Origin of the sequence: Acidovorax sp. sif0632 (genome assembly GCF_019218805.1) — a bacterium.
GTDB classification, from domain to species: domain Bacteria; phylum Pseudomonadota; class Gammaproteobacteria; order Burkholderiales; family Burkholderiaceae_C; genus Acidovorax; species Acidovorax facilis.
Map to the genome: position 1 here is coordinate 348,193 of NZ_JAHUWW010000004.1, position 19,911 is coordinate 368,103.

Sequence of the window (19,911 nt, forward strand, 5' to 3'; positions counted from 1 at the left end):
AATGCCCCTGGCGCTTGTCTGGTAAGCGTTAGCAGCTATAAATACAATAGCTAACCAAGGAGCAGTGGATGAAGGTTGTCGGTTTTGCCGGTTTTTCCGGCAGTGGCAAGACCACACTGGTCGAGCAGTTGATCCCCGAGCTGCGGCTGCGGGGGTTGCGCGTGTCGGTGGTCAAACATGCCCACCATAGTTTCGACATCGACCACCCGGGCAAGGACACCTACCGCCACCGCGAGGCAGGGGCCTTCGAGGTGGTCGCGGCATCGGACAAGCGCCTGATGCTGGTGCGCGAGTTCGAGCAGCCCGCCACGCTCAGCGTGCACCACCTGCTGGCCGAGCTGTACCAGGGCGTGGACTGGGTGCTGGTGGAGGGCTTCAAGGACAGCGACCTGCTCAAGATCGAGGTCTGGCGTGCCCCCGAACCCGGCCAGGTGGCCAAGCCTGTGCGCTACCCCGAAGACGATTTTGTGGTCGCCGTGGCCACCGATGCACCGCAGGGCCTGCCTGTGCCCACCCAGTTGCCCCTGCTGGACCTCAACAGCCCGGCGCAGGTGGTGGACTGGCTGCTCCAATACGAACACCGCTTTGAGTACAACTGGGATCTGCACGGAGGCCTGGTGCCATGCGCCCCCCAATGAAGCCCCTGAAGCCGCTCGACGAGGCGCTGGCCGACCTGTTGGCCAAGGCCACACCGTTGCCAGGGACCGAGACGGTTACCACGTTTGACGCGGACGGCCGCGTGCTGGCGCAAAACTGTGTTTCGGCCCTGCAGGTGCCGCCGCAGGACAACAGCTCTATGGACGGCTACGCCGTGCGCTGCGCCGATGTGGCGGCCGTGGGTGTGGCGCTGCCGATCACCTTGCCTGTTTCGCAGCGCATTGCTGCGGGCAGCACGGGTGATCCGCTCTTGCCGGGCACCGCCGCTCGCATCTTCACTGGCGCGCCAGTGCCCGAGGGGGCGGATGCCATCCTGATGCAGGAAGACTGCGAAGCCCTCGCCACGGGCGACGGCCTAGGCCAGGTGCGCATCAACGCCGTGCCCCCACAGGGCCAGTGGATCCGCCGCGCGGGCGAGGACATCACCCGTGGTGCCGTGGTGCTGTCGGCCGGCACACGCCTGACCCCGGCCGAGCTGGGCCTGGCCGCCAGCATCGGCTTGCACGAACTGCAGGTGGCCCGTCGCCCCCGCGTGGCGCTGTTCTCCACGGGCGATGAACTGGTCATGCCCGGCGAGGTGCCGCCTGAGCAAATGCGCCCTGGTGCCATTTACAACAGCAACCGCTTCTTCCTGCGCGCCATGCTGCTGCGCCTGGGCTGCGAGGTGACGGACTTTGGCATCGTGCCCGACCGGCGCGACGCGACCATCGACGCCCTGCGCAGCGCGAGCGCAGCGCACGATCTCATCCTCACCAGCGGCGGCGTGAGTGTGGGCGAGGAAGACCACATCAAGCCCGCCGTCGAGTCGCTGGGCACGCTCGACCTGTGGCAGATCGCCATGAAGCCCGGCAAGCCGTTTGCCTATGGCCAGATCCCGCGTGACGGTGGTGCCGCCCACTTCATGGGCCTACCCGGCAACCCGGTGTCGAGCTTTCTGACCTTTGCGCTGCTGGTGCGCCCGTTTGTGCTGCGGCTGCAGGGTGTGGTGGACGTTGCTCCTCAACCCATAGCTGCTCGCGCTGATTTTGCCTGGCCCAAGGCCGATAAACGCCGCGAGTTTCTGCGCGTGCGCCACAATGCGGCAGGTGGGCTGGATCTGTTTCACAACCAGAGTTCGGGCGTGCTCACTTCGGCCGCCTGGGGTGATGGTGTGGTGGACAACCCGGCGGGCCAGACGATTGCATCCGGCGACACGGTGCGGTTCATTGCCTTTTCGGAGCTTTTGTCATGACGGTCACCGTGCGCTACTTTGCCTCCATCCGCGAGGCCATTGGGCAAGGCAGCGAGGCGGTCGATACCGCTGCCACCACGCTGGGTGCGCTGCGCGATGAGCTCATTGCACGTGGCGGCGCCCATGCCAGCAGCCTCGCGCGTGGCCGGGCCGTGCGCATGGCACTCAATCAGACCTTGAGCGATGAATCCGCCACCCTGGCTGATGGGGCCGAGGTGGCGTTTTTCCCGCCGGTGACGGGCGGTTAGCCCGGGCGCTCTCGCGCGCTCTGGCAGGTCACCTCAAAGCGCCTTCAAACGATCCTGTAGCGCCTCCGAGGCCGGCATCATCGGCGCGCGCAGTTCGCTGCGCATCCACCCTGCATGCGCCAGCATGGCCTTGAGCGGGGCAGGGTTGGGCTCTGCAAAACACGCTTCCACCCAGGGTTGCAAGGCCTGCCACAAGTGGCGGGCTGCAGGCAGGTCGCCCAGGCGCAGCAATGCCATCAACTCCACAAAACGCGGCGTCTGCCAGTGTGCACAGGCAGAGATGGCGCCTGCACCGCCGAGGGCCAGCGTATGGAAGATCTGCGCGTCTTCACCGGTCAGCACCTGCAGCCGTCCATCGGCGATCAGGGCCTGCGTCTTGGCCGTGTTGCCGCCACAGTCCTTGATGGCCTCTATGCGCGGATGCGCCGCCAGCGCCAGCAGCGTCTCGGTGGTGAGCGTGGCGCCCGTGCGGTACGGAATGTCGTAGATCAGCAGGGGCACCGCGCTGGCGTTGGCAAGGGTGCGGAACCAGTGCAGCAGTCCCTCCTGCGAGGGGCGGATGTAGTGCGGGGCGGACACCAGCAGGCCTGCAACCGGGTAGTGTGCAAGGGTCCGCACCTGTTCCAGCACCTGGCCCTGGTGGTAGCCCGATACGCCCATCACCACGGGCAAACCCTGGGCGGCGCTGAGCACGGTCTCCAGTACCTGCAGTTGCTCGGCCTTGTCGAGGGCTGCGGCCTCACCGGTCGAGCCGCAGGCAACGAAGCCCGCAACGCCGTCGGCACGCAGCCGGGTGGTGAGGGCAGCAAGGGCCGGGTGGTCCACGGCGCCGTCCTTGAACGGTGTGACCAAGGCGATCCAGAGCCCGCTGAACAGCGGCTGGTGGGAGGTAGCGGTATCGGTGGCAGACATGCGAAGCGTCCTTTCAGGGTTCGACCAAGGGAAGAACCGTCCGGAGGGAGCGCGCGCGGAATGCCGGGGAGTGAAACGAGAAAAGGAAATTTCTCTACCAGGTGGTTCCGTCGCTCATCCGGACGGAACCACAGCTCCGGTCAGATGAGCTCTGGTTTTTTGGTTTTGCCCACGCACTGCAACGCCACCGCAAGTGCGGCGGTCATGGCAAAGGGGGTGTGCGTGGACATGGGCCGCAGTATAGCCAAGCGCCCACCGTGTCCCAAGGTTGGTCAGCCTGCCTGCGGTGGCTGGGCCGCGTCGGCTGCAGATTCAGGCTGCGGCGGCACCAGCACGGGGCATTGCCACACCAGCAGCTCGGCCAGCCGGGTGACGATCCATGTCGCTTCGGCCACCGCCACGCCAGATTCGGCCGTGCACAGCCCCACGTGGATGCGCTGCAGGATCTCGGTCTCGGAAGGCGCCTGCACGTGGTACAGCGTCTGCGCGTGCTCCACCAGGTGGCCTGCCAGGTCTTCGCACAGTTCGTAGCGGGCGCGCACGCCGTCCGCCTTTTCCGTCAGGCGCCCTCGGGTGTCGGTGTACACCGCCATGAAGGAGGGCGGCACGTGGATCTGGTTGTCGTCGTACATGGCTTGTTGGGTGGTGGGCGCGGTTCGGGGGCAGGAAAAAAAGCCCGCCAGAGCGGTGCAGTCAGGGGTTGTGCACACCAGCGGACTTATTGTGCGTGGGTGCTTGTGAGCGGGCTTGCAGGTGGTGCTGCGCCATGGCCGCTGTCTCTGCAAACCAGCCCAGCAGGTGCTGCAGCCAGATTTGCAGCTCCGCCTGAAAGCGGGGTGTGAGCGCGACGAGGCCCCGGGGCGCGTCCTGGGTGAGGTGGCCCTGCGCTGCGGCTTCATTGACCAGGTTGCGCACATGCGAGTGCGAAAAACCCAGGCGCTGCGCAAGCTCGCTGGCCCGCAGGGGAAACGGCGTGGACCCTTCTTCTCCAGGGCGGTGCACCCGGCAGTGTTCGCGCAACAGCAGCATGGCAATGCGGCCACCGCCGTCGCGCTGGTCAAACCAGTCCCAGCCGCCAAACCGGCCCCGGGTTTCGGCCAGGCGATCCAGGATGTGGTCGGCCCCGGCCAGAAAGGCGGCAAAGTAGTCCGTATCGCTGTCCAGCCGCTGTGCATGGCCTGGGGGCAGGGCACCCAGGGCCTCGGCGCAGTGCAGGTGGTGCCGCACCCAGGTGCGCAGGCCGTCCAGCAGCCGGGGGGTGGGCACCAGGTAGCGCACCCGGCGGTCGTCGGGGTCAATGTCCACCGCCACCATGCCCGCAAGGCGCAGCACCGCAAAGAACGTGGCCAGCGTGCGCGCACCCCCGGGCATGCGCCGCTGCAGCAGTGCCAGCGTGGGCCGGGGTGCCCCCCGCAATTGCCATTGGTAGTGCTGCACCACCAGCCGCCCCGCCGCATGCGACTGCAGCGCCCGGCCAAAGATCTTGTTGATGAGGCGCTCGTTCCAGTGAAGCCGCAGAATGCCATCGCAATAGGCCTCTACGGCCTGGGCATAGGTGTCCGGGGCTCGGGAGTCGAGCGCCTCGAAGGATTCTTGCAGGTCCATGGGGCGTGTTGCGGTGCAGGGTTGCTGATTCAGTCCGGCGTGAACAGGCGCTCGAACTTGGCCTGGTCGGACGCCAGCTCAAAGGTCACCACTTGGCCCATTTTCATGTCCGACAGGCGGCAGGCGCCAAACAGGGTGGTTTTGCCCGCCAGCTCCATCACATCCAGGTCGATGAGGGCGTAGGGGTGGGGCACGAACACCTGGTGCTCGAACACGTTGCGGACCGTGTTGCGCGGGGACGGGTAGAGCTTGTAGTGAGCGGTCTGAATCGTTTGTGTGGCCATGGGCTTAAGGTGCAGGGGTGGCTGTGGTGCGAGCAAGTGCGGGTACAGTGCGGGCGAATCGTACAGACAAACCTTTTGACCTATTTATGGCACGCAACAAAAGTGAATGGCCCGCCAAGGTGCTGGCGCTGGTCCGGGGCGGCAACCTGCCCGCCGCCATCGCACAGATCAAGGTCGCGCCCACCGTCGGAGACGTCACGCGCCTGCAGACCCTGCTGGCCCAGTTGCCTCCGTCGCCCGCACTGGCGCAGTTGAACAAGGTGGTGGAAGAAGAGCGTGCCCTGCTGGCCGCGCCCCGGTTGCACCGCTCGCCCTGAAGACTCTTTTTGTCGACTTCCACACGCCCCGTAGAGAGTTTTTTGCCATGACCCTGCCCCGCGTTTCCATCCAGACCGAGGACTTCGACCTGTCCACCGAAGTCGCTGCGCTGCGCCGCGAAAACAAAGGCATCGGCGCAGTGTGCAGCTTTGTGGGCACAGTGCGGGATCGCAACGAGGGCGACCAGGTGTCGTCCATGGAGCTGGAGCACTACCCCGGCATGACCGAAAAATCCATCGAAGCCATGGTGGACGAGGCCTTTCGGCGCTTCGATATTTTTGGCGCCCGCGTGATCCACCGCGTGGGCCTGCTGCAGCCGCTCGACCAGATCGTGCTGGTGGCGGTGACCAGTGCCCACCGGGGTCAGAGTTTTCAGGCCTGCGAGTTCTTGATGGACTACCTCAAGACCCAGGCGCCGTTCTGGAAGAAGGAAGAAACCGCCCAGGGCGCGCGCTGGGTGGATGCCCGCGTGTCTGACGACGCGGCGCTGGCGCGCTGGGGCATTGTGGCGAACAACGCCTAGACAGTCGCTGCAGTGGGCGCCCTGCGGCGTTGCGGATACGCATCCTGCCGGGCACGTCATTCACATCCATGCAATGTTTGGACTTGTGCGCAGCCACGTCCATTTCGAGAATCGCCTCCTGCCCAGATAGGGCCTGAACAGGGAGGAATTCTTCATGAAATCTGTAGCACGAGCGCTGTGGCGCGCGTGGAGGCTGAGCCTGGCCGTCGTCGGTTTGTGCCTGGCGGTCTCTGGGCAGGCCCGTGCTGATCTGGCTTTCGGGGCCGCGACCAGTTTGCGCCTGGGTGGGCTTCCCAGTGAGATGGCGACGGGAGACTTCAATGAAGACGGCCGGCCCGACCTCGTGGTGGTGGATCGCCTGGGCAGTACCGTCAAGATCCTGCTCAACATAGGCGGGGTTTCAGGTTTTTCCGAGGCGGGAGCATTCAGCGTGGGCTCTGCTCCCTATGGCGTGGCGGCGGCGGATTTCAATGGTGACGGGCATCTGGATGTTGCCGTGACCAGCTTCAACAACGGAACCGCCACGATTCACCTGGGGGATGGCAGCGGTGGTTTGTCTGCTCCGGTCACTTTTGGTGCGGGGCTCAATCCGCGCGATCTGACAGTGGCGGATTTCGACGGTGACGGGCGGCTCGACCTGGCCATTGCCGTCTTTTCCGGGGCGCAAAAAGGCGTCTCCGTCTTGTGGGGTGATGGTGACGGGCGGTTTGACGGTCGCCCCCGCACTGACATCGGTTTGGGTGTTGCAGGGCGCCATGTTGTTTCGGGCGACTGGAACGAGGACGGTCATGTGGACATTGTTGCGGGGTCGGGCGACGGTGTGTTTTTGCTGCTGGGCAATGGCGCGGGCGGTTTTGCGGCGGCCCAGCGCGTGACCGGTGACGAGTACGTCCCGTTTGTGGCCGCAGGGGATGCCAATGGCGACGGCCACCTGGACATCCTGGCACTTGTGCAGAACACCTCCGCCAGCCCTGTCCTCCTGCTCGGAGATGGGCAGGGTGGCTTTTCGCGCAGAGGGGTGGGCCCTGCCTTTGGGCGCTTCAGCGGCGGGCAGATCGTGGACGCCACGGGCGATGGCCGGGCCGACGTGGTGCTGTCCCGCTTTAGCGGCACGGTGGTGGTTGTGCCGGGCCTTGCCGGCGGCGGATTCAGTGCCCAGGGGCTGGAATACCCGGTGGGCGAATCTGCCAGCCCCCCGGCAGTGGCGGACTTCAGTGGCGACGGGCATCCAGACATCGTCGTATTGGACGACCAGCGTGGCTACCTGGCCAACCTGCGGGGAGACGGCGCGGGCCGATTCGCTGCAGCACGTGCCTACGGAATCCCAGAGCGTTACACCCAGGCGATAGCCGTCGCCGATTTTGATGAAGACGGGCGCGCCGACGTCGCCGTGACGCACCGTGACGATGATGCTGTCTGGATCATGCGTGGCGATGGTGCTGGTGGATTTGAATTCAGCACCCGGCTTGATGCCGGTGCGGGCGCGGGATCCGTGGCTGCTGGCGATCTCAATGGGGACGGGCATGCGGACCTGGCCGTGGTGAACGAGGTTGACAAGACGATCATGGTCTTCCTCGGCAATGGCCGGGGCACCTTCACGGTGGCCGGGCAGCGGTCCTTCATTGGCCTGGCCCCGCGGTCAGTGGTGATTGGCAATTTCCGGGGGGCTGGCTACCCCGCGTACGCGGCCGTGTGGGCGCCAGAGACGGCAGGTGTTTACGAAGGCATCCAGTGGGTCGGCGTGAGCCCGCAGGGCTCCATCGAAATGTTGGATGTGGCGTCGTGGGATGACGTGAAGGGGTTTGCCCCGCTGGATGTCGACCAGGACGGCCGTGCCGACATCGTGGCCGCAACGTCCGTGGGCACCGTGGGCACCTCGCTGTCCTCAGCCTCGTATCCGGGCGATCCCGTCTATGTGCCGGCGGGCGTAGGCGCCCTGAGCGCGATTGCCGGTTGGAGCCAGACGGGCCGGGCAGGGGTGTTTGCCTCCGCAGGAGTGCAGATTGCCTCGTTGGCTGCCGCGCCCGGGCAGGCGCTGAGCATGGTCGGCACCTACGGCGCGGGAATCTCTGCCAGCGTTCTTGCCGCCTCTGACTTTGATGGCGATGGCGGGCCCGATCTGGTGGCCGCTGACGCAGCTTCGGGCGAGCTTGCCATCGTGCGTGGTCAGGGCGCCCCGGGTGGGCTGGGTGCGCCGCTCCTGCGGTTTGTGGGCGGCACGCCCGAGCAGATGGTGGTTGCCGACTTCAACAGGGACGGCCTGTTGGACATTGCCATCGCCAATGGTCTGGGGGGCATCACCGTGCTGGTGAATGCCTCGCCATCCCCCAATGCCGCGCTCGCGTCGCTGGCGTTGTCGCAGGGGGCGCTCAGCCCGGCATTTGCCGGTGGCGTGACGGCGTATACCGCCACGGTGCCCCATGGGGTGGCCCAGCTGTCGCTGACACCGGTGGCGGCGCAGGCCGGGGCGTCCATCACGGTCAACGGTGTGGTGGTGACCAGCGGAATGGCGACTGCGCCGCTGCCGCTTGCGGTCGGTGCCAATGTCATCCAGGTGGACGTGGTGGCTGAGAACGGCGTGGCCCGGCGCACCTACACCGTCACCGTGGAACGGAGTCAACCCGCCCTGCACACGGTCACCGCCACAGCGGGGGCGGGCGGCAGCATCAATCCGGCTGGGGACGTCAACGTGGCCGAAGGCCAAACGGGCGCCTTCACCGTCACGCCCGCTGCGGGCTACCGCATTGCGGCCGTCACGGGCTGCGGCGGCACGCTGGCGGGCAGCACCTACACCACGGCAGCGGTGACGGCCGCTTGCACTGTGCAGGCGCGTTTTGAAACCCTGCCCACACCCACGAACACCGGGTCGGGGCCGGTCAACGTGGGCGTGGTGGATGGCAGCGCGGGTTGCCAGCTGGACCTGGCGGGCACCGGCCCGGTGGCGGCACCGGCGCCGTACCCCGGCGCCACTTTGCCGCACGGGGCGTTCCGCCTGCGGCTCATCAACTGCCAGCCGGGTGAGACGGTGCGTGTGGCGGTGACCTTTCCAGACCTCACGGGCTTCACGGTGAAGAAGTACGGCCCCACACCCGACAGCCCCTTGTCCAGCCGTTACTACGACCCCGTGAACCTGCAGATCAGCGGCAACACCGTGACCTACGACGTGACGGACGGCGGCTGGGGCGACAACAGCTTTGGCGCGCAGGACGGCACCATCAACGACCCGGTGGTCCCCGTGCTGCTGGCACCCAGCCCGGCGGCCATCCCTACCCTGTCGACCTGGGGCCTGGGTGGGCTGGCCGCGCTGCTGGGGCTGCTGGCGTTGCGGAGCGGCCGACGCACGTCTGCGCAGTTTGTTGGAGCGGTGGCTCAAACAAGATTTTGAGCAAAATTGGCTGCTAGCGCTTATTGGTAATGCGATGGCAGCTATAAATTTTGTAGGGATTGTGAATGGGGCGGATGGAAGGTTTCATCTGCACCAGGAGTTCGTCGGCTCACTGGGTTGCGGTGAGGCATCGCCAGGAACCACAAGCAGTCGTCGGGCCGTCCTACAAGGCGGCAGGGGGGGCCTCGATAAATTAGCACTACCGCTGGCAGTGACTGTTGAACGCCACAGTTGCAGCCAGAAAGAAACTCTCCGCACAGTTTCATCATCGCGTGCGCTTCATCTCCTACAAGGCTTCCCATGAAAAAATCCCTGCTGCTCGCTGCACTTATCGTTACTTTTGGTCTTGCCGCTTGCGAGAAAACGGTTGTGACCCCTCCCGCTACTGCCCCCGTGGTCGTGGTCCCGGGCCCGGCAGGCCCTGCTGGCGCTACGGGCGCAACCGGCTCGACCGGTGCCACGGTGGCCGTTCCCGGTCCTGCGGGCGAAACGGGTGCCACTGGCGCCACCGGTTCTTCGGGTGCTCCCGGTTATGACGGTGCCAAGGGTTCCACTGGCGCTACCGGTGCCACGGGCGATACGGGAGCCGATGGCAAAAAGGGCGATACCGTGATCGTCGTTCCCGCCAAGTAATTTCTCGCAGACCCTAAAAAAAGCGCAGGCGGTATTCCGCCTGCGCTTTTTTGCGTTGCGGGCTCTGCGCAGGCGGTCTGAGCCGGCGGTGATCAAATGAATCGGTTCAAGGCATCAGAGCGCCTGGGCGAAGATTGATCTGGCGCAAGGCCTGCGCTGGGGCGTCGTCTTGAAATTCCGGAAGATTTGCCCCAAGTGCAGCGCAATTCGGAGGACATCCACATGCGTCTCGACAAATTCACCACCAAGTTCCAGGAAGCCCTGAGCGATGCACAGAGCATTGCGCTGGGCAACGACCACGCCTACATCGAGCCTGTGCACATGCTCGTGGCCATGCTCAAGCAGGACGACGGACCCAAGGCGCTGCTGCAGCGTGCGGGCGCCAACGTGCCCGGCCTGCTGGCAGCGGCGGAAGCCGCCGTCAAGCGTCTGCCCCAGGTACAGGGCAACGACCAGGTGCAGGGCGGCCCCGAGCTGGGCCGCGTGCTGCAAGCGACGGAGAAAGAGGCCATCAAGCGCGGCGACCAGTTCATTGCCAGCGAGCTGTTTTTGCTGGCCGTGATCGATAGCAAGGGCGAAGCCGCCAAGATCGCCAAGGACAACGGCCTCACGCGCAAGAGCCTGGAGGCTGCGATTGAGGCCGTGCGCGGCGGACAGAAGATGGACAGTGCCGAGGCCGAAGGCCAGCGTGGCGCGCTGGCCAAATACTGCCTGGACCTGACCGAGCGCGCGCGCATGGGCAAGCTCGACCCCGTGATCGGGCGCGACGATGAAATCCGCCGCGCCATCCAGGTGCTGCAGCGCCGCACCAAGAACAACCCCGTGCTCATCGGCGAGCCCGGCGTGGGCAAGACCGCCATCGTCGAAGGCCTGGCCCAGCGCATTGTGGCGGGAGAGGTGCCCGAGAGCCTCAAGGGCAAGCGCGTGCTGTCGCTCGACATGGCTGCGTTGCTCGCAGGCGCCAAGTTCCGCGGCGAGTTTGAAGAGCGCCTCAAAAGCGTGCTGAACGAGCTGGCCAAGGACGAAGGCCAGACCATCGTCTTCATCGACGAGTTGCACACCATGGTGGGCGCGGGCAAGGGCGAAGGCGCGATGGATGCGGGCAACATGCTCAAGCCCGCCCTGGCGCGCGGCGAGCTGCATTGCGTGGGCGCGACCACGCTGGACGAATACCGCAAGTACATCGAAAAAGACGCAGCGCTGGAGCGGCGCTTTCAAAAAATTCTGGTGGGCGAGCCCACGGTGGAAGCCACCATTGCCATCCTGCGCGGCCTGCAGGAAAAGTACGAAGTGCACCATGGCGTGGACATCACCGACCCGGCCATCGTGGCTGCCGCCGAGCTGAGCCACCGCTACATCACCGACCGCTTTCTGCCCGACAAGGCGATTGACCTCATCGACGAGGCGGCGTCCAAGATCAAGATCGAGATGGACTCCAAGCCCGAGGTCATGGACAAGCTCGACCGCCGCCTGATCCAGCTGCAGATCGAGCGCGAAGCGGTGCGTCGCGAGAAGGATGAGTCCTCGCAAAAACGCTTTGCGCTCATTGAGGAAGAGATCACCAAGCTGCAAAAGGAAATCGCCGATTACGACGAAATCTGGCAGTCCGAAAAAGCCCAGGCGCAGGGCAGCGCCCATGTGCGCGAGGCCATCGACAAGCTCAAATTCCAGATCGAAGAATTCACCCGCAAGGGCGACTTCAACAAGGTGGCCGAACTGCAGTACGGCAAGCTGCCCGAGCTGGAAAAGCAGCTGAAGGAAGCGCAGGCGCAAGAGGCGGGCAAGGACGGCGCCCCTGCCGCGCGCCGCCTGCTCCGCACGCAGGTCGGTGCCGAAGAAATCGCCGAGGTGGTGAGTCGTGCCACGGGCATCCCCGTGGCCAAGATGATGCAGGGCGAAAAGGACAAGCTCTTGCAGATGGAGACCAAGCTGCACGAGCGTGTGGTGGGCCAGCAAGAGGCGATTGCTGCGGTGGCCAACGCCATCCGCCGCTCGCGCTCGGGCCTGTCCGATCCCAACCGGCCCACGGGCTCGTTCCTGTTCCTCGGCCCCACGGGCGTGGGCAAGACCGAGCTGTGCAAGGCGCTGGCGGGCTTTTTGTTCGACAGCGAAGACCACCTGATCCGCATCGACATGAGCGAGTTCATGGAGAAGCACTCCGTGGCCCGCCTGATCGGTGCACCGCCCGGCTATGTGGGCTATGAAGAGGGCGGCTACCTGACCGAGGCCGTGCGCCGCAAGCCCTACAGCGTGCTGCTGCTCGACGAGGTGGAGAAAGCGCACCCCGACGTGTTCAACGTGCTGCTGCAGGTGCTGGACGATGGCCGTCTGACGGACGGTCAGGGCCGCACGGTGGACTTCAAGAACACGGTGATTGTGATGACGAGCAACATCGGCTCGCACCTGATCCAGGCCATGGTGGGGCAGGACTCGGACGACATCAAGGAAGCAGTGTGGGGCGAGCTCAAGAACCACTTCCGGCCCGAGTTTTTGAACCGCATCGACGAGACCGTGGTGTTCCACGCGCTCGATGCGCAGCACATTGCCTCGATCGCCAAGATCCAGCTGCAACTGCTGCAAACCCGGCTGGCGAAGATGGATTTGGAATTGCAGGTGTCCGATGCTGCCTTGGCAGAATTGGCCAAGGTGGGGTTCGACCCGGTGTTTGGTGCGCGGCCGCTCAAGCGGGCGATCCAGCAGCGCATTGAAAACCCGCTGTCCAAGCTGCTCTTGGAGGGACAGTTCCCTCCCAAGAGCGTGATCGCTGTGAGCGTGAACCCGGTGCTGGAACCGGGGGTGTTCCAGTTCAGCGCCGCGCCGCAGGGTTGATCGGGACCAGGGGAGAAGGGGGTAACCCCTTTTCCCCTCTTCCCAGATGTGAAGGAGAGGTGACGTTTGAATGATTTTGTTGCGGGCGTTGTGCGCCTTTTGCTGCGGGTAGTGGTCGTCGCCATGGGCTTGGTGCTGTTTGCCAGCCTGCTGGTGGCGGTGATGGTGCTCGCGCTGGTCTGGGCGTTGCGCGCGGGCTGGGCTCGCCTGACTGGCCGCCCCGTGACCCCGTGGGTCATGCGCATGGACCCGCGCACGGGCTTCAGCACGGTGTTTCGCTCTACCGAGCGCTGGTCCGCAGGCCGCCGTGGCGCCGCGCCAGCGGCACCTGACGCCAGCGAAGAGACCGCAGCATCGCGCCGAGGTGGCATCCTGCCTGGCGCCGCTGAGGTCACGGACGTCGAGGCGCGCGAAGTGCGCTGAAGGGGGCGCTCCTGACCGGGCGCTGCCCCGCACCATGCCCCATCCAGCGCGGAGCCACAGGGAGCCTGCACCGGTGTCGCCTCTGCTTTTTTCGTGACGCGCCTGTCGGGGTGTCTTCTATGATCCAACCATGACACCCGCCGATATCCACGCCCATTTCGATCTTCAACGCCAGGCCAGCCGCGCGCATGTGGATGTGCCGCTGCTGGTGCGCCGCGAGCGGCTGCTGCGCATCTCCAAGATGCTCAATGAGCATGGCCCGGTGCTGGCAGCGGCCGTGCAGGCCGACTTTGGAATGCGTTCTCCGCGCCTGACCGAGGTGGCCGACTTCTTTGTGCTGCGCACCCTGCTGTCGCATACGCTGGGCCACCTGGCCAGGTGGATGAAGCCCCGCAAGGTTCGCACGCCCATCTTCCTGCAGCCCGCCAGTGCGCACATCCAGCGCCAGCCGCTGGGCGTGGTGGGCGTGATTGCCCCGTGGAACTACCCGGTGCAGCTGGCCCTGGCGCCCGCCATCACGGCGCTGGCGGCGGGCAACCGCGTGATGCTCAAGCCCAGCGAGCTGACACCCCACACCTCGGCCCAGCTGGCGTTGCTGGTGGCCCAGTTTTTTTCACCTGACGAGTTCTGTGTGGTGCAGGGCGATGCCAACCTTTCGGCCCTGTTTGCCTCCCTGCCGTTCGATCATCTGGTGTTTACCGGCTCGACCGCCGTGGGCCGCAAGGTGGCCCAAGCGGCGGCGCAGAACCTGACACCCACCACGCTGGAGCTGGGTGGCAAGTCGCCCTGCATCATCGACGGCCACTGCGACATGGCGGATGCGGCGCTCAAGATTGCGCACGGCAAGCTGCTCAATGCGGGGCAAACCTGCATTGCTCCCGACTATGTGCTGCTGCAGCGCGGCCGCGAGGGCGAGTTTGCGCAGGCCTACCGGGCCGCGGTAGCGCGCCTGTTTCCCACCATCGAGGGCAACGCCGACTACGCATCCATCATCACGCCGCGCCACCACGCCCGCCTGCGCACCATGCTGCAGCAGGCACAGACGCAGGGGGCCGAAGTGCAGACCATTGACCCCGCTGCTGGCAAGCCCGTTGTGAACACGGTGGGTACCCTGGGCGACGGCGCCAGCCGCCAGATGCTGCCCACGCTGGTGTTTGGCGCTACGTCGCAGATGCAGCTCATGCAGGAAGAGATTTTTGGCCCCATCCTGCCCGTGATCTCTTACGAACGGCTGGACGATGCCATCGCCCACATCAATGCCGGGCCGCGCCCGCTGGCGCTGTACTGGTTTGGCCAGAGCGAGGCCGTGCGCGACGATGTGCTGCGCCGCACCGTGAGCGGCGGCGTGACGGTGAACGACACGCTGATGCACATTGCGCACGACAACCTGCCCTTTGGTGGTGTGGGCGACAGCGGCTGGGGCGCCTACCACGGCGAGCAAGGCTTCCTGCGTTTTTGCCACCAGAAGTCGGTGCTGGTGCAGTCGCGCTGGTCCATGGGCTCGCTGTTCTACCCGCCCTATGGCGCCCGGTTTGACCAGGTCATGGGGATGCTGCGGCGCTGGTTGTAGCCGTCCCCTCGTCGTCGTCCTGCGGCATGCTGTCCGGTGGCACGGGCTGCGGCTGGGTGATGAGCTGCACCATGGCATCGCGCAGCTGGCCTGTAGACACCGGCTTGTGCAGGAGCAGGGCCGAGGTGGACTGCGCATCGCGCAGGCGCTGGGGTGACGTATCCCCCGTCATGATGATGGCGGGCACGCTGGTGCCCAGGTAGGCGCGCAGGGCCTGCAGCACCTGCTTGCCGGTCTCTTCGTGGCGCAGGCGGAAGTCCGTGATGATGATGTCGGGTGTGATGTCTTCCAGGCATTCGAGCGCATCGGCGCTCGACTCTGCGGTGATGCACTGGCAGCCCCAGCTGTGCAGCAACGATTGCATGCCGAGGCGCACGGCCTCATCGTCGTCAATGGCCAGCACCTTCAGGCCCACGAGGCTGACGGTATCGGGCGCAGGCGCGGTGTCGTCCTCCAGCGCACCCTGCCAGCGGTCAAGCCACAGCCGGAACACCGAACCCCGCCCCGGCTGCGACAGCACCTCGACCGAGGTGTTCATCTCGCGCGCAAGTCGCTGCACGATGGCCAGCCCCAGCCCCAGACCTTTGCGGCGGTCGCGCTCGGGGTTTCCGAGCTGGTGGAACTCCTTGAAGATGTTGTCCCACTGGCTCCGGGGGATGCCCGGCCCCGTGTCCCAGACCTCCAGCGCCAGGCGCTTGCCGCGCGTGCGGCACGCAATCAGCACACCGCCTTTGGCGGTGTAGCGCAGCGCGTTGGAGATGAAGTTGTGCATGACCAGCCCAACCAGCGAGCGGTCGGCAAAGGCCGCTGCCGAAGTCTCCCGTGTGCGGTACACCAGCCCCGCCGTGTCGGCCTGTACGCCGAACTCCTGCTCCAGCGCCGTCAGCAGCGGCTGCACGGCAAAGGCATCGGGCCGCACCTTCACCACACCGGCTTCCAGCCGCGAATAGTCGAGCAGGGTGGTCAGCATCTCGGCCGCCGCGCCCGAGGCGGCATGGGCATGCCCCAGCACGGTGAGCTGGTGGTCGTTGAGCGGGCTGCGCTGCAGCGATTCGAGGAACAGGCCCATCGCGTGCAAGGGCTGGCGCAGGTCGTGGCTGGCAGCGGCCAGGAAACGGGATTTGTCGCGGTCGGCCTTCTCGGCGGCCTCCTGGGCCGCGAGGGCGCGTTGCGATTCGGCGCGCAGCTGGTTCACCAGCCGGTCGTTTTCCAGCTTGAGCGCAATGCTGCGCCGTGTGGCCCGGTCGGCGGTGCGCGCCTGCATGCCCGTGAGCGCATAGTAGACACCGGTGAGAAACAGCGCGGGCCACATCACAGGCCCGCCAGCCAGCGCCACCGCCATCATCACGCCGCCGATGGCACAGGTGAGGTAGGTGACATAGGCGCGGTACAGCGGGGCCCCCAGCCCGAGTGCGCCCGACGACACTGTGCTGATGATGCCGATGGCGTAGATGACACTTTCGGGGGTGCCCCAGTAGAGCACCACATACCCCAGGCTGCCCCAGCTCAGCCCCATGGCGGCCATGCAGGCGATCAGTTTGCGCGCCGCCTGCTGCGCCGGGTCGGTGAAAGGCGCAATGCTGCGCAGCGTGAGGTACACCCCGGCCACCACGAGTGCGTGGGACACCAGCCACACCGTGATGGCCTGGGGCTCGGCCACCCGCGCCATGACCCACAACGTGCCGAGCGCGGTGGCCAGCGATGCGAGCAGCGTCATCGGAAAGTTGTGCCGCAGCAGGGCCACCTGCTCGCGCAGCACCTCATCGCGCTCCCACGCCGGCCATCCCCAGCGGGTGGGGGGCTGGGCGGCATCCGGCTGCACCGGCAGGGCCTCAGAGGGAGTCATGGAGCTGGGGGGTGGACAGGCCGAGGCGCTGGGCCGCCAGCAAGGCGGCGCTGCGACTGTTGACGCCCAGCTGCGCAAAGATGGCCGCCACGTGCACACGCACGGTGTTTTCGCTCAGGCCCAGGTCGCGTGCTATGACCTTGTTGGGCTTGCCGGTGCACAGCAGCGACAGCACGTCGAGCTGGCGAGCGGTCAGCGACGGCGTGTCCGGCCCGCGCGTGGTGGCGCTGTTGCCGCTGTTGATCGGAAAACACGGCTGCCCCGACAAGGCGCACGAAATGGCCTCCAGGATGTCTTCGGCGCTGGCGGATTTGGGCAGGAAACCATCGGCGCCCCGGGCGCGTGCTTCATGGATCGCATCGGGCGCCACGCTGGCCGAAACGAGCACGATGCGCGCCCGGGGGCAGGCCTGGCGCAACAGGCGCAGCCCGTCCAGGCCGCTCATGCCGGGCAGCTGGATGTCCAGCAGCACCAGGTCGGCATCGGCCAGTTGCAGTGCGCAGGCTTCGGCAATCGAGCCCGCCTCGGCAATCGTGCCCACGCGGGGGTGGTCCTGCACGATCAGGCGCAGCCCGGTGCGAAACAGGTTGTGGTCGTCCACCAGCAAAAGGCGGGCAGTCATACAGCAACAGCCCCGGCGCAAACCGGGATGCAACACCCGCCTTGCCTTGGGATGAACCGTTTGCCTGAGCTCTGTTTTGCGTAAGTCATGAGCAAGTATTGCGCACAACACACTGTTGCGGACTAGTCCATTTGTGCGATGGACGCTCCGTTGTGCACTTTCTAGACTTTCCGTCAAGCATTGAAAAGCACCTGAGGGGGTGCGTACCAACCATCCATCAATGCGCAACCTTCGTTTTTCAAAGGGTTTCCCATGACTGCCAATGCACTTCACCCAGGTTCAGCCGCTTCCGATGTGTCCCGCCACCACGGCGAACGACGACCGGCGGCCATCGCTTCGCCGCAGGGCAGCACGGGGCTGGGGGGCAACACGCTGGCCCAGATCGTGGAAGAAAACTGCCCTGGCACGCAGGCGTCGGCTGGCGTGGTGATCGAGCACCTGGACGCCCAGGCAGGCACCTGGCAGTTTTCAATGGACGAGGGGCAGACATGGCGTGCCATCCGCACCGATCTCATCAACCGCGATGGCAATCTGGGGCTGGCGCTGGACTGCGATGCGCGGCTGCGCGTGCTGCCTTTTGGGGGCCACCGCGTCAGCGGCGTGCGTGTGGCTTTCCACACGGTGCAGCGCCGCCACGGGCAAGGTAACGGCAGCTACCGTGCCTATGCGAGCGACGAGCGCGAGGAAGGGTGTTCGCGCACCGTCACGCTGGTGCTGGGGCTCTCGGCCATCAACGGCGCGCCTCCTGCCGTGCATGTGCCGCGCCCCCGCAACAAGCGTGCGCTGGTGCAGCGTGCAGCGGCGGCAGCCGGTGCGGCGGGGACTTCGCTCTCGGGCTCCATGGCGCTGGCCTGAGATCCTGCTTGGCGCCCGCTGCTGGGTGTTGCTTGCGGCGCAGCCCGCAGCGGCAGCCGCTTTACCGGCGCCGCAATGCTACGTACACAGGCATTTGAGAGGGCCCCACAGAGGGTTTGCGAGGGGGCCGGACAGGGGGAAAAACCGTTTGCGGCGACAATGCCGGTCCTTTCGTTTTTTCTTTCCCTGTTTTCGTTCGGTTTTTTCATGTCCAGTATCCAGGTTCGTCCCGCCACGCTTCGCGATGCCAAAGCCATTGCCCAGATCCATACCGTCTCAGCCCAAGAGGTCTACAAAGGGCTGGTGCCAGACGAGCAGTTGAAATCCATGTCGGTCGAAAAGCGCCAGGCTTACTGGCGCGAGGCCATTGAATATTGCGAGCCCCAGGTCCAGGTGGCCGTGGACGGCGAGAAGATCGTCGGTTTTGTCGGCTACGACCGCTCGCGCGATGAAAAATCCCGCCCCACCACTGGTGAAATCTGGGCCATCTACGCTGCACCTACCCACTGGAACCAAGGCGTGGGTCTGGCTCTGTGGGATGCTGCCCGCGACGGCCTGCAGGAAGAAGGTTGCACCAACGTTACGGCGTGGGTGCCGCTGCGCAACGAGCGCGCCATCCGGTTCCACGAACTGGCGGGCTTCAAGCGCGAACTCTCCACCGCCAAGACGGCTGTGGTGGGGGGCGTCAAGATCGAAGAAGTGCGCCTGAAGCGCCCCATCAACGCGTAGTCACGCAAAGGCACTCAATGATCGAATGGAGCCGCCAGGGCCAGATTCAACAAGCCCAGTGGCGCTCCGAGAGTGGTGCCCCGGCCCCGCGCCGGGTTGTCACCGCCGACGATACCTTGGCCGCCGACACGGCCTACCGCATGGCCTGTGAAGGCACGGGTCTGCTGTGGCAGGGCGACTTCCAGAACGCCCGCATGCTGCTGCAGGCGCTGATGCGCCGGGCCGATGCCAAGTCCGGCAAGGCGGGCAAATCGGCCAAACCCCGCAAGTCCGCTGCCAAGGCCGCCGAAAAAGCTGCTGCCGCCACCCCCGCCGAAGCCTTTCATCTGCACCGCCAGGCGCAGGCGCAGCGCGCGCGGGTGCTGGCGTCGGTGCTCATCCCGCTCGAAGGCGACTACAGCATTGACCTGCGCCGTGCGCCCGATTGGCGCCAGGCCTGCACCGAGGCCTGGGGCCCGGCCACGGGCGAGCGCTCGGTGGCCACGCTGCGTGAGTTGCTGGGCCTGGTGGGCGCGCACGAATGGCGCAAAAAGGGTGTAGAAGTGCCAGCGCTTGGCGCTCCACCGCTCAACCGCATCCACCCGCACTACGGCGTGTTCTCGCCCGTGCGCGGCGAATACGTGGGCCTGGTGGCCGACACGGCTCTGCCTAGCAAGACATTGGCCTTTGACATTGGTGTGGGCACGGGGGTGCTGTCTGCCGTGCTGGCACGCCGTGGGGTGCAGCGCGTGGTGGCCACCGACCAGGACCCGCGCGCCCTGGCCTGCGCGCGGGAGAACCTGCAGCGCCTCGGTGTCATGCCACAGGTTGAGCTGCTGCAGGCCGACCTGTTTCCGCCTGGCCGCGCGCCCCTGGTGGTGTGCAACCCCCCGTGGGTGCCCGCACGGGCCAGTTCGCCCATTGAGCACGCGGTGTACGACGAAGGCAGCCGCATGCTCAAAGGCTTTCTGGCGGGTTTGTCCGACCATCTGGAGCCTGGCGGCGAGGGCTGGCTGATCCTGTCGGACTTGGCCGAACACCTGGGCCTGCGCCCACGCGCGCAACTGCTCGAATGGATTGCCGATGCGGGGCTGGTGGTGCGTGGCCGGCACGATGTGAAGCCGCACCATGCCAAGGCGGCCGATGCGGGTGACGCCCTGCACGCTGCCCGTGCGGCGGAGGTCACTTCGTTGTGGCGGCTGGCTGCGGCCTGATCACGGCATCATTTTCACAGGACCTACGCAAGTCGGGATGCAACAGCC

19 protein-coding genes are annotated in these 19,911 nt (G+C 66.0%); 13 read left to right on the plus strand and 6 right to left on the minus strand.

Annotated elements, in window-relative coordinates:
• The first annotated feature begins 68 nt into the window (after nt 1-68).
• Genes mobB through moaD form a run of 3 tightly spaced genes read left to right on the plus strand, consistent with a single transcriptional unit; the run spans nt 69 to nt 2,136 of the window.
• Entirely contained in the window at nt 69-638 is a 570-nt protein-coding gene (mobB, locus tag KW832_RS15265) for a molybdopterin-guanine dinucleotide biosynthesis protein B (RefSeq protein ID WP_121420733.1), read from the plus strand.
• On the plus strand, nt 623-1,888 hold the full coding sequence (gene glp / locus KW832_RS15270) for a gephyrin-like molybdotransferase Glp (protein WP_218300576.1): 1,266 nt from the start codon (nt 623-625) through the stop codon (nt 1,886-1,888). Before mobB ends, glp begins: the two co-directional genes overlap by 16 nt.
• Entirely contained in the window at nt 1,885-2,136 is a 252-nt protein-coding gene (moaD, locus tag KW832_RS15275) for a molybdopterin converting factor subunit 1 (protein WP_055393166.1), read from the plus strand. The genes glp and moaD overlap by 4 nt, the downstream gene beginning before the upstream one ends.
• Before the next feature lie 33 nt (nt 2,137-2,169).
• Here the strand turns inward: moaD and dapA are convergent, their stop codons facing one another.
• The 4 genes from dapA to KW832_RS15295 all read right to left on the minus strand — a co-directional run bounded on the left by dapA (nt 2,170) and on the right by KW832_RS15295 (nt 4,937).
• Nucleotides 2,170-3,048, minus strand: coding sequence for a 4-hydroxy-tetrahydrodipicolinate synthase (gene dapA / locus KW832_RS15280; RefSeq protein ID WP_218300577.1), 879 nt, complete (start codon nt 3,046-3,048; stop codon nt 2,170-2,172).
• Between the two features lie 272 nt (nt 3,049-3,320).
• The gene (locus KW832_RS15285; protein ID WP_218300578.1) at nt 3,321-3,680 is read right to left on the minus strand and encodes a hypothetical protein; all 360 of its coding nucleotides are present in this window, start codon (nt 3,678-3,680) and stop codon (nt 3,321-3,323) included.
• A gap of 61 nt (nt 3,681-3,741) precedes the next feature.
• On the minus strand, nt 3,742-4,653 hold the full coding sequence (locus KW832_RS15290; RefSeq protein WP_218300579.1) for a hypothetical protein: 912 nt from the start codon (nt 4,651-4,653) through the stop codon (nt 3,742-3,744).
• A gap of 29 nt (nt 4,654-4,682) precedes the next feature.
• The gene (locus tag KW832_RS15295) at nt 4,683-4,937 is read right to left on the minus strand and encodes a hypothetical protein (protein WP_055393174.1); all 255 of its coding nucleotides are present in this window, start codon (nt 4,935-4,937) and stop codon (nt 4,683-4,685) included.
• Nucleotides 4,938-5,023: 86 nt separating this feature from the next.
• On the opposite strand from KW832_RS15295, the gene KW832_RS15300 reads away from it, so the two are divergent.
• The 7 genes from KW832_RS15300 (at nt 5,024) to KW832_RS15330 (ending at nt 14,618) form a co-directional block, all read left to right on the plus strand.
• Complete coding sequence (locus tag KW832_RS15300; RefSeq protein ID WP_055393176.1) at nt 5,024-5,254, plus strand: hypothetical protein; 231 nt, start codon at nt 5,024-5,026, stop codon at nt 5,252-5,254.
• 47 nt (nt 5,255-5,301) lie between these two features.
• Complete coding sequence (locus KW832_RS15305; RefSeq protein ID WP_218300580.1) at nt 5,302-5,778, plus strand: molybdenum cofactor biosynthesis protein MoaE; 477 nt, start codon at nt 5,302-5,304, stop codon at nt 5,776-5,778.
• Nucleotides 5,779-5,932: 154 nt separating this feature from the next.
• Nucleotides 5,933-9,163 carry an IPTL-CTERM sorting domain-containing protein gene (locus KW832_RS15310; protein WP_218300581.1) on the plus strand — a complete coding sequence of 1,077 codons (3,231 nt, stop codon included), beginning with the start codon at nt 5,933-5,935 and terminating at the stop codon, nt 9,161-9,163.
• Nucleotides 9,164-9,463: 300 nt separating this feature from the next.
• Nucleotides 9,464-9,796, plus strand: a complete 333-nt coding sequence (locus tag KW832_RS15315; protein WP_121420727.1) for a collagen-like protein — start codon at nt 9,464-9,466, stop codon at nt 9,794-9,796.
• Nucleotides 9,797-10,018: 222 nt separating this feature from the next.
• A complete protein-coding gene (gene clpB, locus KW832_RS15320) occupies nt 10,019-12,625 on the plus strand; it encodes an ATP-dependent chaperone ClpB (RefSeq protein WP_121505789.1) in 2,607 nt (868 codons plus the stop codon).
• Nucleotides 12,626-12,691: 66 nt separating this feature from the next.
• On the plus strand, nt 12,692-13,048 hold the full coding sequence (locus KW832_RS15325; protein WP_121505790.1) for a hypothetical protein: 357 nt from the start codon (nt 12,692-12,694) through the stop codon (nt 13,046-13,048).
• Between the two features lie 130 nt (nt 13,049-13,178).
• The gene (locus KW832_RS15330) at nt 13,179-14,618 is read left to right on the plus strand and encodes a coniferyl aldehyde dehydrogenase (RefSeq protein ID WP_218300582.1); all 1,440 of its coding nucleotides are present in this window, start codon (nt 13,179-13,181) and stop codon (nt 14,616-14,618) included.
• Here the strand turns inward: KW832_RS15330 and KW832_RS15335 are convergent.
• A complete protein-coding gene (locus KW832_RS15335; RefSeq protein ID WP_218300583.1) occupies nt 14,590-16,464 on the minus strand; it encodes a hybrid sensor histidine kinase/response regulator in 1,875 nt (624 codons plus the stop codon). The genes KW832_RS15330 and KW832_RS15335 overlap by 29 nt on opposite strands.
• Nucleotides 16,451-17,086, minus strand: a complete 636-nt coding sequence (locus KW832_RS15340) for a response regulator transcription factor (protein WP_055393190.1) — start codon at nt 17,084-17,086, stop codon at nt 16,451-16,453. The genes KW832_RS15335 and KW832_RS15340 overlap by 14 nt, the downstream gene beginning before the upstream one ends.
• A 252-nt stretch (nt 17,087-17,338) precedes the next feature.
• Between KW832_RS15340 and KW832_RS15345 the strand changes: the two genes are divergently transcribed.
• The 3 genes from KW832_RS15345 (at nt 17,339) to KW832_RS15355 (ending at nt 19,863) form a co-directional block, all read left to right on the plus strand.
• On the plus strand, nt 17,339-17,941 hold the full coding sequence (locus KW832_RS15345; protein ID WP_055393192.1) for a hypothetical protein: 603 nt from the start codon (nt 17,339-17,341) through the stop codon (nt 17,939-17,941).
• Between the two features lie 207 nt (nt 17,942-18,148).
• Nucleotides 18,149-18,670, plus strand: a complete 522-nt coding sequence (locus tag KW832_RS15350; protein ID WP_055393295.1) for a GNAT family N-acetyltransferase — start codon at nt 18,149-18,151, stop codon at nt 18,668-18,670.
• A 17-nt stretch (nt 18,671-18,687) separates the two neighbouring features.
• Nucleotides 18,688-19,863 (plus strand): methyltransferase, encoded by a 1,176-nt coding sequence (locus tag KW832_RS15355; protein ID WP_218300584.1) that lies wholly within the window; start codon nt 18,688-18,690, stop codon nt 19,861-19,863.
• Nucleotides 19,864-19,911: the final 48 nt, after the last annotated feature.

What these genes read in the sequence shown, in the direction of transcription:
- clpB (WP_121505789.1), top strand. Translation starts at nt 10,019, where the DNA reads ATGCGTCTCGACAAATTCACCACCAAGTTCCAGGAAGCCCTGAGCGAT.
- KW832_RS15340 (WP_055393190.1), bottom strand. Translation starts at nt 17,086, where the DNA reads ATGACTGCCCGCCTTTTGCTGGTGGACGACCACAACCTGTTTCGCACC.
- KW832_RS15305 (WP_218300580.1), top strand. Translation starts at nt 5,302, where the DNA reads ATGACCCTGCCCCGCGTTTCCATCCAGACCGAGGACTTCGACCTGTCC.
- dapA (WP_218300577.1), bottom strand. Translation starts at nt 3,048, where the DNA reads ATGTCTGCCACCGATACCGCTACCTCCCACCAGCCGCTGTTCAGCGGG.
- KW832_RS15330 (WP_218300582.1), top strand. Translation starts at nt 13,179, where the DNA reads ATGACACCCGCCGATATCCACGCCCATTTCGATCTTCAACGCCAGGCC.
- KW832_RS15290 (WP_218300579.1), bottom strand. Translation starts at nt 4,653, where the DNA reads ATGGACCTGCAAGAATCCTTCGAGGCGCTCGACTCCCGAGCCCCGGAC.
- KW832_RS15285 (WP_218300578.1), bottom strand. Translation starts at nt 3,680, where the DNA reads ATGTACGACGACAACCAGATCCACGTGCCGCCCTCCTTCATGGCGGTG.
- KW832_RS15350 (WP_055393295.1), top strand. Translation starts at nt 18,149, where the DNA reads ATGTCCAGTATCCAGGTTCGTCCCGCCACGCTTCGCGATGCCAAAGCC.
- KW832_RS15310 (WP_218300581.1), top strand. Translation starts at nt 5,933, where the DNA reads ATGAAATCTGTAGCACGAGCGCTGTGGCGCGCGTGGAGGCTGAGCCTG.
- mobB (WP_121420733.1), top strand. Translation starts at nt 69, where the DNA reads ATGAAGGTTGTCGGTTTTGCCGGTTTTTCCGGCAGTGGCAAGACCACA.
- KW832_RS15345 (WP_055393192.1), top strand. Translation starts at nt 17,339, where the DNA reads ATGACTGCCAATGCACTTCACCCAGGTTCAGCCGCTTCCGATGTGTCC.
- KW832_RS15315 (WP_121420727.1), top strand. Translation starts at nt 9,464, where the DNA reads ATGAAAAAATCCCTGCTGCTCGCTGCACTTATCGTTACTTTTGGTCTT.
- KW832_RS15300 (WP_055393176.1), top strand. Translation starts at nt 5,024, where the DNA reads ATGGCACGCAACAAAAGTGAATGGCCCGCCAAGGTGCTGGCGCTGGTC.
- glp (WP_218300576.1), top strand. Translation starts at nt 623, where the DNA reads ATGCGCCCCCCAATGAAGCCCCTGAAGCCGCTCGACGAGGCGCTGGCC.
- KW832_RS15355 (WP_218300584.1), top strand. Translation starts at nt 18,688, where the DNA reads ATGATCGAATGGAGCCGCCAGGGCCAGATTCAACAAGCCCAGTGGCGC.
- KW832_RS15295 (WP_055393174.1), bottom strand. Translation starts at nt 4,937, where the DNA reads ATGGCCACACAAACGATTCAGACCGCTCACTACAAGCTCTACCCGTCC.
- moaD (WP_055393166.1), top strand. Translation starts at nt 1,885, where the DNA reads ATGACGGTCACCGTGCGCTACTTTGCCTCCATCCGCGAGGCCATTGGG.
- KW832_RS15335 (WP_218300583.1), bottom strand. Translation starts at nt 16,464, where the DNA reads ATGACTCCCTCTGAGGCCCTGCCGGTGCAGCCGGATGCCGCCCAGCCC.